Origin of the sequence: Pseudomonas gorinensis (assembly GCF_042015035.1) — a bacterium.
Classification (GTDB): Bacteria; Pseudomonadota; Gammaproteobacteria; order Pseudomonadales; family Pseudomonadaceae; genus Aquipseudomonas; species Aquipseudomonas gorinensis.
On the sequence record NZ_CP167125.1, the window covers coordinates 6723730 to 6736546 of the forward strand.

Here is a 12817-nt window from a genome sequence, read left to right on the forward strand (position 1 = left end):
ATGGGGAGAGTCTGCGCAGCCCATGTGGGCGATTTATGTGGGCAATGTGGAGACTGTGTGGAGATGCAGCACCACCTGCACGCCGCCAGGTACATTGCCGATCTGCAAGGCGCCGCCGTGCAGCTTCATCACTTCCTCGACAAAATTGAGACCCAGGCCGGTGCTCTTGCGCCCGCTGGCCGGTCGCGGCAACGAGTAGAAACGCTCGCTCAGGCGCGGCAAGGCGTAGTCGGGAATCGCCGCGGCCTGGTTGAACAGGCTGATCTGTACATCGTTGTGCCGGGTGTGTGCGCTGAATCTCAAGACGCCACCAGGCGGGGTGAAGTCCAGGGCATTGTCCAGCAGGTTGCCCAGGGCCTGGCGCAGCAGGAAGGGCTCGCCGAACACCTGCACATCGGCGGCAATCGTCTGTTCGACTTGCAGCCCAGCGCCTTCAATTCGCGCACATTGGGCGTTGAGTACAGCATCGACCAAGGCCGCCAGCGGGATGCTCACCTGTTCTTCCAGGCCCTGGCGCTGCTCCACCTGCGCCAGGCTCAGCAGACGCTCGATCAACTGCTGCAAACGCGCGCTTTCGCTGTCGATATTGCCGACGAAGCGCTGCTGCTGCTCACGGGTCATATCACCCTGCAACAGCTCCGCCGCGCCGCGAATTGCGGCCAATGGGCTTTTCAATTCGTGGGTCAGGGTGTGCACGTAATGCTCGACGTACGCCTTGCCCTCCAACTGCGTACGCATATGCTCCACGGCAGTGGATAACTGCTTCAGCTCGCCGCCGCGGTAATGCGGCAACTCGGCACGCCGGCCTTCGCTGACGGCTTCGGCGTAGGCGGTCAGGCGCCGCAGGGCAACGCTCAACCACCACGACAACACTGCGCCCAGCAGCAAGCCGAGGATGACCAGCCCGGCGCCGTACCAGAGCAGGCGCCGCTCGGTGCGGTCGATATACGGCTGCAATGAGCTGTTGGGCTTGGCCACGGTGACCACGCCGATGATCTGGCCATTGTCGCGAATCGGCGCCCCCACGTGCATCACCGAGGAGGTGGGGTCGTCGGCTTCGCTGCGGGTGGAGCGCGCGCCGTATTCACCGCGCAGGGTGAGGTACACATCGTTCCATTTGGAGTAGTCCTGGCCCACCGCTTCGCCACTGGAGTCAAGCAACACCTTGCCCTGGGCGTCCGTCACGTAGATGCGATGGTTGACTTGGTTTTTCGGCAGGCCCCAGATGGTCGCGCCGGGCTGGCGGTTGCCGTAGGCCTTGAGCAGCTCCGGCCAGTGGCTTTGGCCGAGGGTGCCATTCCTGACGTCATCGCGCAGGACTTCAGCCAGCAGGTTGGCCGTATCCACCAGGGTTTCTTCGGTCGACTGGCGCACGCCGGGGCGTATTTCCTTCATCACCGTATTGAGCACGAAGTAGCCGGTCAGGCCGATGAACAGCGCATACACCAGGAAAATCCGCAGCCCCAGGCGCATCAGCTGTGGCTCGGGCTGTAACTGTAGCCGAGGCCGCGATGGGTCTGGATCGGCTCGGCATCGGCGGCCACGCTGCGTAATTTGCTGCGCAGGCTCTTGATATGGCTGTCGATATTGCGCTCATAACCGGCATCGGCGGGCACGCCCACCGCGTCCAGCAGTTGCTCGCGGCTGAACACGCGCTCAGGTTGCTCCAGCAGGCTTTGCAGCAGGCGAAACTCATGGCGCGTCAGGCTCAAGGGATGGCCGCGAAAGCTGATCTGCATGCGCTCCAGGTCGACCTGGAACACAGCGGGCGCCACGCCGGGGCCGACACGCTTGAGGATCGCCCGTACGCGCGCCGCCACTTCCCGCGGGCTGAACGGCTTGACCACATAATCGTCGGCACCGATCTCCAGCCCCACCACCCGATCGATCTCGCCATCCCGTGCACTGAGGAACATCACCGGCACCTCACTGAAACGGCGCAATTGCTTGCAGGTTTCAAAGCCGGTGATGTCCGGCAGGCCGATGTCGAGAATGATCAGGTCGGCCGGGGTCTGGCGTTGATGGGCCAACGCCTCCTGGCCAAGGCTCAGCCAGGTGGTGGTGAAACCCTCGCCTTGCAGGGCGAAAATCAATGTGTCGGCTATCGCCGCTTCGTCTTCGACAATCAGGATGTGGGGCATGGGTTCAAATCAGCAGTCCGGTTTGTCGGCCGTGTAACGACGGGCCGGGTTGACCGCCGCGCCGAACTCACGCAGGGCCTTGGCGCCGATCAGCAACGGGTAGTTGAAGCTGCTGCGGTCGGTGAGGTTGACCTCGACGGTACGCTTGACGTTACCCAGGCACATTTCCAGGTCGATCACCGGGCGCTTGGCCACGGTGGCTTCGTCTTTTTCGTCGTCTTCGTCGGCGCGGCTCTTGATCTTGCTGATGCGCGACACCTTGTGCTCGTAGACTTTGTTGCCGGCGTCTTTACCACCGAGGCGGAAGCGCACCCAGTCGTCGCCATCACGGGTAAACGTCTCAATGTCCCGGGCCGACAGTGAGGCGGTCAGCGCGCCGGTGTCCATCTTGGCCTTGAAGGTTTCGCCGATCTCCGGCAACTGGATGTATTCGTAGCGACCGTAAAGGGTCGGCTCGGCGGCCATGACAGGCAGGGCAGCCAGGGCGAGGGAGGCAAGAAGCAGTTTCACGAAGTGATTTCCTCGGAAAGAAGTAGGCGGATTCTAGACCGCAAAGACAGCACTTAGTTAGTCACACCCACCATAACCGGCACATTGTGAAACATTCGTACGGCCATTTGCGATTTGGCCTATAGACTCAGCTTGCTTATGATGGCCCGCCCACAAGATTCCAAGAGTTACTTATGCGCCGCCTGCTCACCGGCTGTTTGGTCACACTGCTGCTATTGCTCAACACCTTGGTGCTGTTTGGCCCACTGATGGTCTTTGCCCTGCTCAAGCTGGTGGCCCCAGGGCGGTTTCGCGACTATGCCTCATGGGCGGTGATGTGGATCGCAGAGACCTGGGCCGAGATCGACAAGCTTATTTTCTCCTTGTGCATCCCCACCCAGTGGGACATTCGCGGCGGCGACGAACTGCGCGGCAACACCAGCTACCTGGTGATCAGCAACCACCAATCCTGGGTGGACATCCCGGCGCTGATCCAGGCCCTCAACCGCCGCACGCCGTTCTTCAAATTCTTCCTGAAAAAAGAGCTGATCTGGGTACCCTTCCTCGGCCTGGCCTGGTGGGCGCTGGATTACCCGTTCATGAAGCGCTACACCAAGGCGTTCCTGGCCAGGCACCCGGAACTGGCCGGCCAGGACCTCAAGATCACCCAGCAAGCCTGCGAGCTGTTCAAGCGCCAGCCGGTGACGGTGGTCAATTACCTGGAAGGCACGCGGTTCAGCGAGGCCAAACGCAAGCAGCAGGATTCGCCATTCACGCACTTGCTCAAGCCCAAGGCGGGCGGCGTAGCGTTTGTGCTGGCGGCCATGGGTGAACAATTGGACGCGGTGCTTGACGTAACCGTGGTCTACCCGCAGCAAAAGATTCCGGGGTTCTGGGATTTGATCAGCGGCGCGGTGCCGAAGGTGATCATTGATATCCACACCCGTGAGCTGGACCCGGCGTTGTGGCAAGGGGATTACGAGAACGATCCAGCGTTTCGCCAGACCGTCCAGAACTGGGTGAACCAGCTCTGGAAGGAGAAGGATGCGCGCATCGCTCAACTGCGCGCAGAGCGTATTTAGCTACCGGTGCCCCAGGCCTGGGCCAGTTTACCCAGCAGCGAGCTGTTGGCACCCTGCCCGCCCAGGTATTGCAGGATCAGCGGGGCAAACTGGCCGACCATGCCACTGTCCATGCCCAGGGCACTGAACGCGGTATTCAGGTCGTTGGTGTTCTTCACGTTACCCAGCAGGCCGTCCAGGCCGCTGGTCTTGCTGCCACCGTTCTGGCCGAGCATCCCGCTCAAGGCCCCGAGGCTGCCCAATGCATTGTTGCCCGACAGTTGGTCAAGGCCCGGCACGCTGTTACCCAGTTGCGAATAGTCGTTGCCGCTCAGTTTGTTCTTGGCCAGGCCCAGCATGGCGCCCGTACCGCCCACGGCTTGTTCGGGGGTGATGTTCAGTTGCGAGGTCAGCGTGGTCAGCAGGTCCGCCGTCTCGGACGACGGTGCGGCGGCTGCGGCCTTGTTGTTACCCCCTTGCATGCCGGAGATGGCATTGGCCGCGTCGCCAAGGCTGAACCCTGCGGCAAACACCGGGGCGGCGGCCAGGCTCATCAGGCAGGAAAGGGCGAAACCGCGTGAAATCTTCATCGAAACAACCTCTGGATGTAGGGGTAAAAGCAGGCGTTTGACTGGGTATCCGGCACATTGTTCCGAGGCGTCCCAGGAACCCAATGGCTGGGGCAGAGTCAATGAAATGACTCCAAAACCTGTCAGGAACAATTCCATGAGCGCGACCCGCCCCCCCATGATTGAGCCAAAACCACCCTTCTGGAGCCGTCCACGCCTGTTTATCGGCGTCTGCGTGGCCGTGATCGCCGGCCTCGGCGTCGCGTTCTACACCCAGGACAACGTCAAGTCCACCGCCACCCTGATCACCACCACCCAACAGCCGGCGGCGCAGATCATGGCGCACAAGGATTACCTGGAAGTGCAACCCATCGCTATCACCACACCCGCGCCGGACCAGAGCCTGGAACTGTGGGCGATTCCCAATGGCGGCAAGCCCGTGTCACTTGGGCTGTTACCGGAAGATGGCGAAGGCATCATCGGCTTGAACCCAAGGCAGCAGGCCTCGATCAGCAAGCCCGTGGAATTGATGGTGAGTGCGGAGAGCAAAGGGGGCTCGGTGAGCAAGCAACCGACGGGGCCGACCGTCTACCAAGGTGCCTTGGCCAACCGTTGAGATCCCAAACACCACAACCCAAATGTGGGAGGGAGCAAGCCCCCTCCCACATTTGGGTTTTCGTATGCCTGGGATTTACGCCGCGCTGAACAACTTATGCGGATCAATCACAAACTTCTTCGGCACGCCCGCATCGAACTCGCCATACCCACGTGGGGCGTCATCCAGGCTGATGACTTCAACCCCCACGATGTCGGCGATGTGAATGCGGTCCCACATGATCGCCTGCATCAGCTGGCGGTTGTACTTCATCACCGGGGTCTGGCCGGTATGGAAGCTGTGGGATTTGGCCCAGCCCAAACCGAAGCGGATGCTTAGGCTGCCCATTTTTGCGGCAGCGTCGACAGCACCTGGGTCTTCGGTGACATACAGACCGGGAATGCCGATCTTGCCCGCCACGCGCACCACGCCCATCAGTGAGTTGAGCACCGTGGCAGGGGCTTCGTGCTTGACGCCGTCGTGCCCGTGGCCGCGGGCTTCGAAGCCCACGCAGTCAACGGCACAGTCCACTTCAGGCTCACCCAGCAGGGCGGCGATCTGTTCGTGCAGCGGGGTGTCGGTGGACAGGTCGACCACTTCAAACCCCTGCGCCTTGGCGTGGGCCAGGCGGATAGAGTTGACGTCGCCGATAATCACCACCGCCGCCCCCAGCAGGCGCGCGGAGGCGGCGGCAGCCAAGCCGACAGGACCGGCACCGGCGATGTACACCGTGCTGCCTGGACCCACGCCGGCGGTGACGGCGCCGTGGTAGCCGGTGGGCAGGATGTCGGAGAGGCAGGTCAGGTCGCGGATTTTCTCCATGGCCTTGTCGCGGTCCGGCAGTTTCAGCAGGTTGAAGTCGGCGTAGGGCACCAGTACGTATTCAGCCTGGCCACCGGTCCAGTCGCCCATGTCGACGTAGCCATAGGCGCCGCCGGCACGGGCCGGGTTGACGGTGAGGCACACACCGGTGTGTTGTTCTTTGCAGGAGCGGCAGCGGCCGCAGGCGACGTTGAAGGGAACGGAAACCAGGTCGCCGATCTTCAGGTTTTCGACGTCACTGCCCTTCTCGATCACTTCACCGGTGATCTCGTGACCGAGCACCAGGCCGGTCTGGGCAGTCGTGCGGCCACGCACCATGTGTTGGTCGGAGCCGCAGATGTTGGTGGAGACCACGCGCAGGATGACGCCGTGCTCAATCTTCCTGCCACGGGGGTCCTGCATTTTGGGATAGTCGATTTTCTGTACTTCGACCTTGCCGTTGCCGAGATACACGACACCACGATTACCAGACATGCTTTCACCTCGCTGTTGTTTTTATGGAACTGCGTTGCCCGTAGGGTGGGCAGCGCGTTGAGTGCTCGGGTACAGATGCTGTTTCTTGTGTTGTTTGTGAGGGCCTCATCGGGGGCAAGCCCCCTCCCACATTCGACCGCATTCCAAATGTGGGAGAGGGCTTGCCCCCGATTGGCGTCAGTCAGAGCACCACCGTCCTATTGGCGTTCAGAAACACCCGCCGCTCAATGTGATACCCCACCGCCCGGGCCAAGGTAAGCCCTTCGATATCGCGCCCCTTGGCAATCAAATCCTCGGGATAGTGGCTGTGATCCACCACCTCCACGCCCTGGGCGATGATCGGTCCTTCGTCCAGATCGTTGTTGATGTAATGCGCCGTGGCGCCGACCAATTTCACCCCCTTGTTGTACGCCTGGTGATACGGCTTGGCGCCCTTGAACCCCGGCAACAAGGAGTGATGGATATTGATCGCCTTGCCATCCAGCTTGCGGCACAGCTCCGGCGACAGCACTTGCATGTAGCGCGCAAGGATCACCAGTTCGGCGCCGGTCTCTTCGATCACTTGCCACACCTGACGCTCCTGGGACGGTTTGTCGTTCGGGTCGAGAGGGAAATGGTAGTAGGGAATCTGGTGCCAGTCGGCCAACGGTTTCAAATCAGGGTGGTTGGACACCACCGCGACCACGTCCATCGACAGTTGGCCGATCCGCTGGCGGTACAGCAGATCGTTCAGGCAGTGATCGGCCTTGGAGACCATGATCACCACTTTTGGCCGGTAGTTCGGCGCCGTCAGCTCGAAGATCATGCCAAAGGCTTCGCCGCGCGTGGCCAGGCCGGCGCGAAACGCCTGCTCGTCGAACCCGTCGGGCTGACGGAATTCCACGCGAATAAAAAATCGGCCCGAGAGGCGGTCATCGAACGAGTGGTGCTCGGTCACGTAACAGCCCTGCTCGAACAGGTAGCGGGTGACCGCGTCCACCGTGCCGAGCACGCTGGGGCAGTCGGCAGTCAAAATCCATGTATCGGGTGCGCGGCTCATTACAGTTAACTCCTCATACAGCGATGCTGCTTACTGTAGGAGCGAGCTTGCTGGCGAAAAATCCAAGGGCGCCGCGTTCATTCAGGATGCGCGCGTTATCGTTGACGTTTTTCGCGAGCAAGCTCGCTCCTACAGGGTCATATCAGGCTTGAACGCTCAGGCCGAATTCAGCCGAGGCGTCCTGCAACCACAGCCACCAGTAATCCGAGAAGCTGCGACGGATCACCAGCTCCCAGGTGTCTTCAGCGGTATGGCGGATCACCAGTTGCGACTTGGCGAACACCGTGCCCACCGCCTTGCCCACCGGGAAGTTATTGGGGTGCACGTCGTAGCTGGTGGACTTCATCAGCACATCACGCACGTTCGGGCCGCTCAGTTCGAGGATCTGCTGGCCGCCGCTGACGTTGACGACCTGGATATGCAGGTCGCCCAGCGCAGCACGCAGGTTTTGTTCGGCGGCGAATTCTTCACCGCTGGGCACGACCAGCAGCCACTCATCCGGGCCGAGCCATTGCAGGCTGGTTTCGCCTTTGACGATGACCTGCAGGGCACCAGGCAACTCGATGCCCAGGGCTTTGTGTACGCCAGCGGCGAAGGCGGCGTCATGGCCGTCGCCACGGATGGTCAGGTGGCCGAGCAGTTTCTTTTCACGCACGGTCACGCCGGCGTTCTTGCGGCCCTTGCCGACCAGGCTGGCGAGGTCGGCATGGTGCAGCGACGACTCGGCCTTGGCGCCGGTGGTGGGGCGTTGTTGGTAAACATTGGCTGCTGTCATAAAGCACCTGTTTTGAATTCTGTGGTGACTGTTCTGGCCTCATCGGGGGCAAGCCCCCTCCCACATTTGGAATGCATTCCCTATGGGAGGGGGCTTGCCTGCGATGCAGGCGACTCGGTCTATCAGATGTTCTGCCGCTCGCCTTTCGGGTCAAAGAACACCGAAGACACGATCTCCGCCTCGATCACACTGCCATCCGCTTGCGGCGAGAACACCCGCTCACCGATGCGCTTCAAGCCGCCCTTGACCACCGCCATCGCAAACGAATAACCCAGGGAGTTATGCGCATAGCTGGAGGTGACGTGGCCAACCATCTTCATCGGAATCGCCTGCTTCGGATCGAACACCAACTGCGCGCCTTCCGGCAGCCACACTTTTGGATCGACCGGCTTCAAGCCCACCAGTTGCTTACGCTCTTCGCGCACGCAGTCTTCACGGTTCATGCCGCGCCAGCCGATCCACGAGAACGGTTTGGTGCGGCCTACGCACCAGCCCATGTTCAGGTCGTCCGGGGTCATCGAGCCGTCAGTGTCCTGGCCAACGATGATGAAACCTTTCTCGGCACGCAGTACGTGCATGGTTTCGGTGCCGTACGGGGTCAGGTTGTACTTTTTGCCCGCCTCGACGATTTGCTCCAGCACGCCCATGGCGTAGTCGGCCTGCACGTTGACTTCGTACGACAACTCACCGGTAAACGAGATACGGAACACCCGCGCCGGCACACCGCCAACCAAGCCTTCCTTCCAGGTCATGAACGGGAAGCCGTCCTTGTCCAGGTCGATGTCGGTGACTTCCGCCAACAGCTTGCGGCTGTTGGGGCCGGACAGGGTCATGGTCGCCCAGTGGTCGGTGACCGAGGTGAAGTACACCTTCAGGTCCGGCCATTCGGTCTGCTGGTAGATTTCCAGCCACTGGAGTACGCGAGCCGCGCCGCCGGTGGTGGTGGTCATCAGGAAGTGGTTGTCGGCAAGGCAGGCGGTGACGCCGTCGTCGAAGACCATGCCGTCTTCCTTGCACATCAGGCCGTAGCGCGCCTTGCCCACGTCGAGCTTGGTCCAGGCGTTGCTGTAGATGCGGTTGAGGAACTCACGCGCATCCGGGCCCTGGATGTCGATCTTGCCGAGGGTGGAGGCATCCAGCAGGCCGACGCTGTCGCGCACGGCCAGGCATTCACGTTTCACGGCGGCGTGCAGGTCTTCGCCATTGCGTGGGAAGTACCATGGGCGTTTCCACTGGCCGACGTCTTCAAATTCGGCGCCGTTTTTAACGTGCCAGGCGTGCAGCGCGGTGTAGCGCACCGGCTCGAAGATATGCCCACAGTGACGGCCCGCTACCGCGCCGAAGGTCACCGGCGTGTAGTTGGGACGGAACATGGTGGTGCCCATCTGCGGGATGGTCACGTTCAGCGAGCGCGCGGCAATCGCCAGGCCGTTGACGTTACCCAGCTTGCCCTGGTCGGTGCCGAAACCCAGCGCGGTGTAGCGCTTGACGTGCTCGACCGACTCGAAACCCTCGCGGGTAGCAAGCTCGATGGCGGCGGCGGTGACGTCGTTCTGCAGGTCGACAAATTGCTTCGGTGCCCGTGCGGTAGCTTTCTCGTGAGGCACTTGGAACAGCGCCAGGGTCGGCTCTTCAAGACGGCTCAAGGCTTTGGGCAACGTGCCTTCCACCGGGGTAAAGCCGGCTTCGCTGGCCGCGCGCACGCCGCCTTCAAAACCGTCCGCCAGGGAATCGCCAAGGCCGTAGACGCCATTGATGCCACCGACGCACACGCGTTTCTGCGGGGCTTCGCCCGGTACAAAACCGAGGATGTCTTCACGCCAGGTCGGTTTGCCGCCCAGGTGCGAGGCCAAGTGGACCACCGGGCTGTAGCCGCCGGAGCTGGCCACCAGGTCGCAGTCCAGCCACTCGCCGGGGCTGGTGACTTTGTGGGCTTTCACATCGATGGCAGCCACCCGAGCGGCGGTGACGTGCTTACTGCCACGGGCCTCGATCACGGCGCTGCCAGTGAGGATACGAATGCCTTTGGCGCGCGCTTCTTCCACCAGCGCGCCACGTGGGTTGTGACGGGCATCGGCCACGGCGACCACCTGCAGGCCAGCGTCAAACCAGTCCAGGGCAACGCGGTAGGCGTGATCGTTGTTGGTCGACAGCACCAGTTTCTTGCCCGGTGCCACGCCGTAGCGGCGCACGTAGGTGGAGACCGCGCCGGCGAGCATATTGCCCGGTACATCGTTGTTGCCGTACACCAGCGGACGCTCACACGCACCGGTCGCCAGGACCACACGCTTGGCACGCACACGGTGGATGCGCTGGCGCACCTGGCCAATCGGTGCACGGTCACCGAGATGGTCGGTCAGGCGCTCGTGAATGGTCAGGAAGTTATGGTCGTGGTAACCGTTGACGGTGGCGCGGGGCAGCAGCACCACGTCCGGCAGGGCTTTCAGTTCGGCGATAACGCTGGCGACCCATTCCGTGGCGGGCTTGCCGTCGAGGCTTTCGCGGGAGTCGAGCAAGGAACCGCCGAACTCTTCCTGCTCATCGGCGATGATCACGCGGGCACCGCTGCGCGCGGCGGCCAGTGCAGCCGCCAGGCCAGCAGGGCCGGCGCCGACCACCAGCACGTCGCAATGACGGTTGAAGTTGTCGTAGGTGTCCGGATCGTTCTCGGTCGGCGAGCGGCCAAGGCCGGCAGCCTTGCGGATGTACTTCTCGTAGGTCATCCAGAACGATTGCGGGTACATGAAGGTTTTGTAGTAGAAACCCGGCGGCATCAGCTTGCCGCCGACCTTGCCAAGAATGCCCATCATGTCGTTGTTCACGCTCGGCCAGCCGTTGGTGCTGGTGGCAACCAACCCCTGGTACAGCGCCTGTTGCGTGGCTCGCACGTTGGGAATCTGGGTGGCTTCGGTGGCACCGATCTGCAGCACCGCGTTCGGCTCTTCGGCCCCGGCGGCAAAGATGCCGCGTGGGCGCGAATACTTGAAGCTGCGGCCAATGATGTCGACGCCGTTGGCCAGCAATGCAGCGGCCAGGGTGTCGCCTTCGAAGCCTTTGTAGCTCTGGCCGTTGAAGCTGAAGGTCAGGACTTTGTTACGGTCGATCCGGCCACCGTTGGACAGGCGATTGATCTGGCTCATACCTTCTCTCCAGAAGCCTTGGCGGTGAATTGCGGCTTGCTGCCAATCTTGTAGGTTTCAAGAATTTCGTAGGTCACGGTGTCGCGGGTCGCGTTGAAATACTGGCGGCAACCGGCGGCGTGAATCCACAGTTCGTGGTGCAACCCACGCGGGTTATCGCGGAAGAACATGTAGTCGCCCCACTCTTCATCGGTGCAGGCGTTCGGGTCCAGCGGGCGCGGGATGTGCGCTTGGCCGGACGCGTGGAATTCCTCTTCGGAGCGCAGTTCGCCACAGTGAGGACAGAAGATATGCAACATAGGGAATTTCTCCTCTCAAGCGCCTTGAAAACGTAGCGAGCGAAGGCAAGACAAGGCGAAAACAGGGGAGAAAGCGGAGCTTAGTTTACTAAGTGAGCATTTCGAGCCTGTTTTCAACGCAGTATTGCCGAGCGCAGTAGTTTTCATGGCGCTTTGTTAGTGGGCGACGGCTGCAGCGCCATGTTCATCGATCAATGCACCGTTGTGGAAACGGTCGATGGAGAAAGGTGCAGCCAATGGGTGCATCTCACCTTTGGCCAGGCTGGCGGCAAACACGTTGCCTGAGCCTGGGGTAGCCTTGAAGCCACCGGTACCCCAACCGCAGTTGAAGAACATGTTCGGCACCGGGGTCTTGGAGATGATCGGGCAGGCATCCGGGGTGGTGTCGACGATACCGCCCCACTGGCGGTTCATGCGCACCCGCGACAGCACCGGGAACATCTCGACGATGGCCTGGATGGTGTGTTCGATCACCGGGTACGAGCCGCGCTGGCCGTAGCCGTTGTAACCGTCGATACCGGCGCCGATCACCAGGTCGCCCTTGTCGGACTGGCTGATGTAACCGTGCACGGCGTTGGACATGATCACGCTGTCGATAATCGGCTTGATCGGCTCCGACACCAACGCTTGCAGCGGGTGGGATTCGATCGGCAAACGGAAGCCGGCGAGGGATGCCATGTGCCCGGAGTTACCCGCGGTGACCACACCGACGCGCTTGGCGCCGATAAAACCCTTGTTGGTTTCCACGCCGATGCACACGCCGTTTTCCTTGCGGAAGCCGATCACTTCGGTCTGCTGGATCAAGTCCACGCCGAGGGCGTCGGCCGCACGGGCAAAGCCCCAGGCCACGGCATCGTGACGGGCCACGCCGCCGCGACGTTGCACGGTGGCGCCGAGTACCGGGTAGCGCGTGTTTTTCGAGCAATCCAGGTACGGAATCTCGTCGGCCACTTGCTTGGCATTCAGCAGCTCGCCATCCACGCCGTTAAGGCGGTTGGCGCTGACGCGACGTTCGGAATCACGGATGTCCTGCAGGGTGTGGCACAGGTTGTAGACGCCACGCTGGGAGAACATCACGTTGTAGTTCAGGTCCTGGGACAGGCCTTCCCACAGTTTCATCGCGTGTTCGTACAGGTGCGCCGACTCGTCCCACAGGTAGTTGGAGCGCACGATGGTGGTGTTGCGCGCGGTGTTACCGCCGCCCAGCCAGCCTTTCTCGACCACGGCCACGTTGGTGATGCCGTGCTCTTTGGCCAGGTAGTAGGCGGTTGCCAGACCATGCCCGCCGCCGCCGACGATGACCACGTCGTAGACCTTTTTAGGGGTCGGCGTGCGCCACATCTTCTGCCAGTTTTCGTGGTGGCTGAGTGAGTGCTTGAAGAGGCCGAAGCCCGAGTAGCGTTGCATAGTCAT

The 12817-nt window shown here is 61.8% G+C and carries 12 protein-coding genes; 2 read left to right on the plus strand and 10 right to left on the minus strand.

The genetic code is table 11. The annotated features are described in order from the left end of the window. Positions 1 to 33: 33 nt before the first annotated feature. The 3 genes from creC to AB7933_RS30830 are packed head-to-tail and all read right to left on the minus strand — an operon-like array spanning position 34 to position 2651. A complete protein-coding gene (gene creC, locus AB7933_RS30820) occupies positions 34 to 1473 on the minus strand; it encodes a two-component system sensor histidine kinase CreC (protein WP_024077774.1) in 1440 nt (479 codons plus the stop codon). Beyond that, the gene (gene creB / locus AB7933_RS30825; protein WP_024077775.1) at positions 1473 to 2141 is read right to left on the minus strand and encodes a two-component system response regulator CreB; all 669 of its coding nucleotides are present in this window, start codon (positions 2139 to 2141) and stop codon (positions 1473 to 1475) included. The genes creC and creB overlap by 1 nt, the downstream gene beginning before the upstream one ends. 9 nt (positions 2142 to 2150) lie before the next feature. Further along, a complete protein-coding gene (locus tag AB7933_RS30830) occupies positions 2151 to 2651 on the minus strand; it encodes an ATP-dependent zinc protease (protein ID WP_024077776.1) in 501 nt (166 codons plus the stop codon). Between the two features lie 173 nt (positions 2652 to 2824). Here AB7933_RS30830 and AB7933_RS30835 point away from each other — a divergent pair, with 173 nt between their 5' ends. Then, entirely contained in the window at positions 2825 to 3712 is an 888-nt protein-coding gene (locus tag AB7933_RS30835) for an acyltransferase (protein WP_024077777.1), read from the plus strand. On the opposite strand, the gene AB7933_RS30840 is transcribed toward AB7933_RS30835, so the two are convergent. Further along, positions 3709 to 4281 (minus strand): DUF2780 domain-containing protein, encoded by a 573-nt coding sequence (locus AB7933_RS30840; RefSeq protein WP_024077778.1) that lies wholly within the window; start codon positions 4279 to 4281, stop codon positions 3709 to 3711. The two genes, AB7933_RS30835 and AB7933_RS30840, sit on opposite strands and share 4 nt — an antisense overlap. Before the next feature lie 136 nt (positions 4282 to 4417). Here AB7933_RS30840 and AB7933_RS30845 point away from each other — a divergent pair, with 136 nt between their 5' ends. Further along, entirely contained in the window at positions 4418 to 4876 is a 459-nt protein-coding gene (locus AB7933_RS30845) for an anti-sigma factor (protein ID WP_024077779.1), read from the plus strand. A 75-nt stretch (positions 4877 to 4951) separates the two neighbouring features. On the opposite strand, the gene fdhA is transcribed toward AB7933_RS30845, so the two are convergent. The 6 genes from fdhA to AB7933_RS30875 all read right to left on the minus strand — a co-directional run bounded on the left by fdhA (position 4952) and on the right by AB7933_RS30875 (position 12811). Next, positions 4952 to 6151 carry a formaldehyde dehydrogenase, glutathione-independent gene (gene fdhA, locus AB7933_RS30850; RefSeq protein ID WP_017847873.1) on the minus strand — a complete coding sequence of 400 codons (1200 nt, stop codon included), beginning with the start codon at positions 6149 to 6151 and terminating at the stop codon, positions 4952 to 4954. A gap of 181 nt (positions 6152 to 6332) precedes the next feature. Further along, entirely contained in the window at positions 6333 to 7190 is an 858-nt protein-coding gene (gene purU, locus AB7933_RS30855) for a formyltetrahydrofolate deformylase (RefSeq protein WP_024077780.1), read from the minus strand. Between the two features lie 142 nt (positions 7191 to 7332). Then, positions 7333 to 7965, minus strand: a complete 633-nt coding sequence (locus tag AB7933_RS30860) for a sarcosine oxidase subunit gamma (protein WP_024077781.1) — start codon at positions 7963 to 7965, stop codon at positions 7333 to 7335. A gap of 122 nt (positions 7966 to 8087) precedes the next feature. Continuing rightward, complete coding sequence (locus AB7933_RS30865; protein WP_024077782.1) at positions 8088 to 11105, minus strand: sarcosine oxidase subunit alpha; 3018 nt, start codon at positions 11103 to 11105, stop codon at positions 8088 to 8090. After that, positions 11102 to 11404, minus strand: coding sequence for a sarcosine oxidase subunit delta (locus AB7933_RS30870; protein ID WP_024077783.1), 303 nt, complete (start codon positions 11402 to 11404; stop codon positions 11102 to 11104). Before AB7933_RS30870 ends, AB7933_RS30865 begins: the two co-directional genes overlap by 4 nt. Positions 11405 to 11560: 156 nt before the next feature. Then, entirely contained in the window at positions 11561 to 12811 is a 1251-nt protein-coding gene (locus AB7933_RS30875) for a sarcosine oxidase subunit beta (RefSeq protein WP_010207084.1), read from the minus strand. Between the last annotated feature and the right edge of the window lie 6 nt (positions 12812 to 12817).

Bases quoted from the DNA above. Each gene is read 5' to 3' on its own strand.
- creC (WP_024077774.1), bottom strand. From the start codon at position 1,473: ATGCGCCTGGGGCTGCGGATTTTCCTGGTGTATGCGCTGTTCATCGGC.
- creB (WP_024077775.1), bottom strand. From the start codon at position 2,141: ATGCCCCACATCCTGATTGTCGAAGACGAAGCGGCGATAGCCGACACA.
- AB7933_RS30835 (WP_024077777.1), top strand. From the start codon at position 2,825: ATGCGCCGCCTGCTCACCGGCTGTTTGGTCACACTGCTGCTATTGCTC.
- AB7933_RS30840 (WP_024077778.1), bottom strand. From the start codon at position 4,281: ATGAAGATTTCACGCGGTTTCGCCCTTTCCTGCCTGATGAGCCTGGCC.
- AB7933_RS30845 (WP_024077779.1), top strand. From the start codon at position 4,418: ATGAGCGCGACCCGCCCCCCCATGATTGAGCCAAAACCACCCTTCTGG.
- fdhA (WP_017847873.1), bottom strand. From the start codon at position 6,151: ATGTCTGGTAATCGTGGTGTCGTGTATCTCGGCAACGGCAAGGTCGAA.
- purU (WP_024077780.1), bottom strand. From the start codon at position 7,190: ATGAGCCGCGCACCCGATACATGGATTTTGACTGCCGACTGCCCCAGC.
- AB7933_RS30860 (WP_024077781.1), bottom strand. From the start codon at position 7,965: ATGACAGCAGCCAATGTTTACCAACAACGCCCCACCACCGGCGCCAAG.
- AB7933_RS30865 (WP_024077782.1), bottom strand. From the start codon at position 11,105: ATGAGCCAGATCAATCGCCTGTCCAACGGTGGCCGGATCGACCGTAAC.
- AB7933_RS30870 (WP_024077783.1), bottom strand. From the start codon at position 11,404: ATGTTGCATATCTTCTGTCCTCACTGTGGCGAACTGCGCTCCGAAGAG.
- AB7933_RS30875 (WP_010207084.1), bottom strand. From the start codon at position 12,811: ATGCAACGCTACTCGGGCTTCGGCCTCTTCAAGCACTCACTCAGCCAC.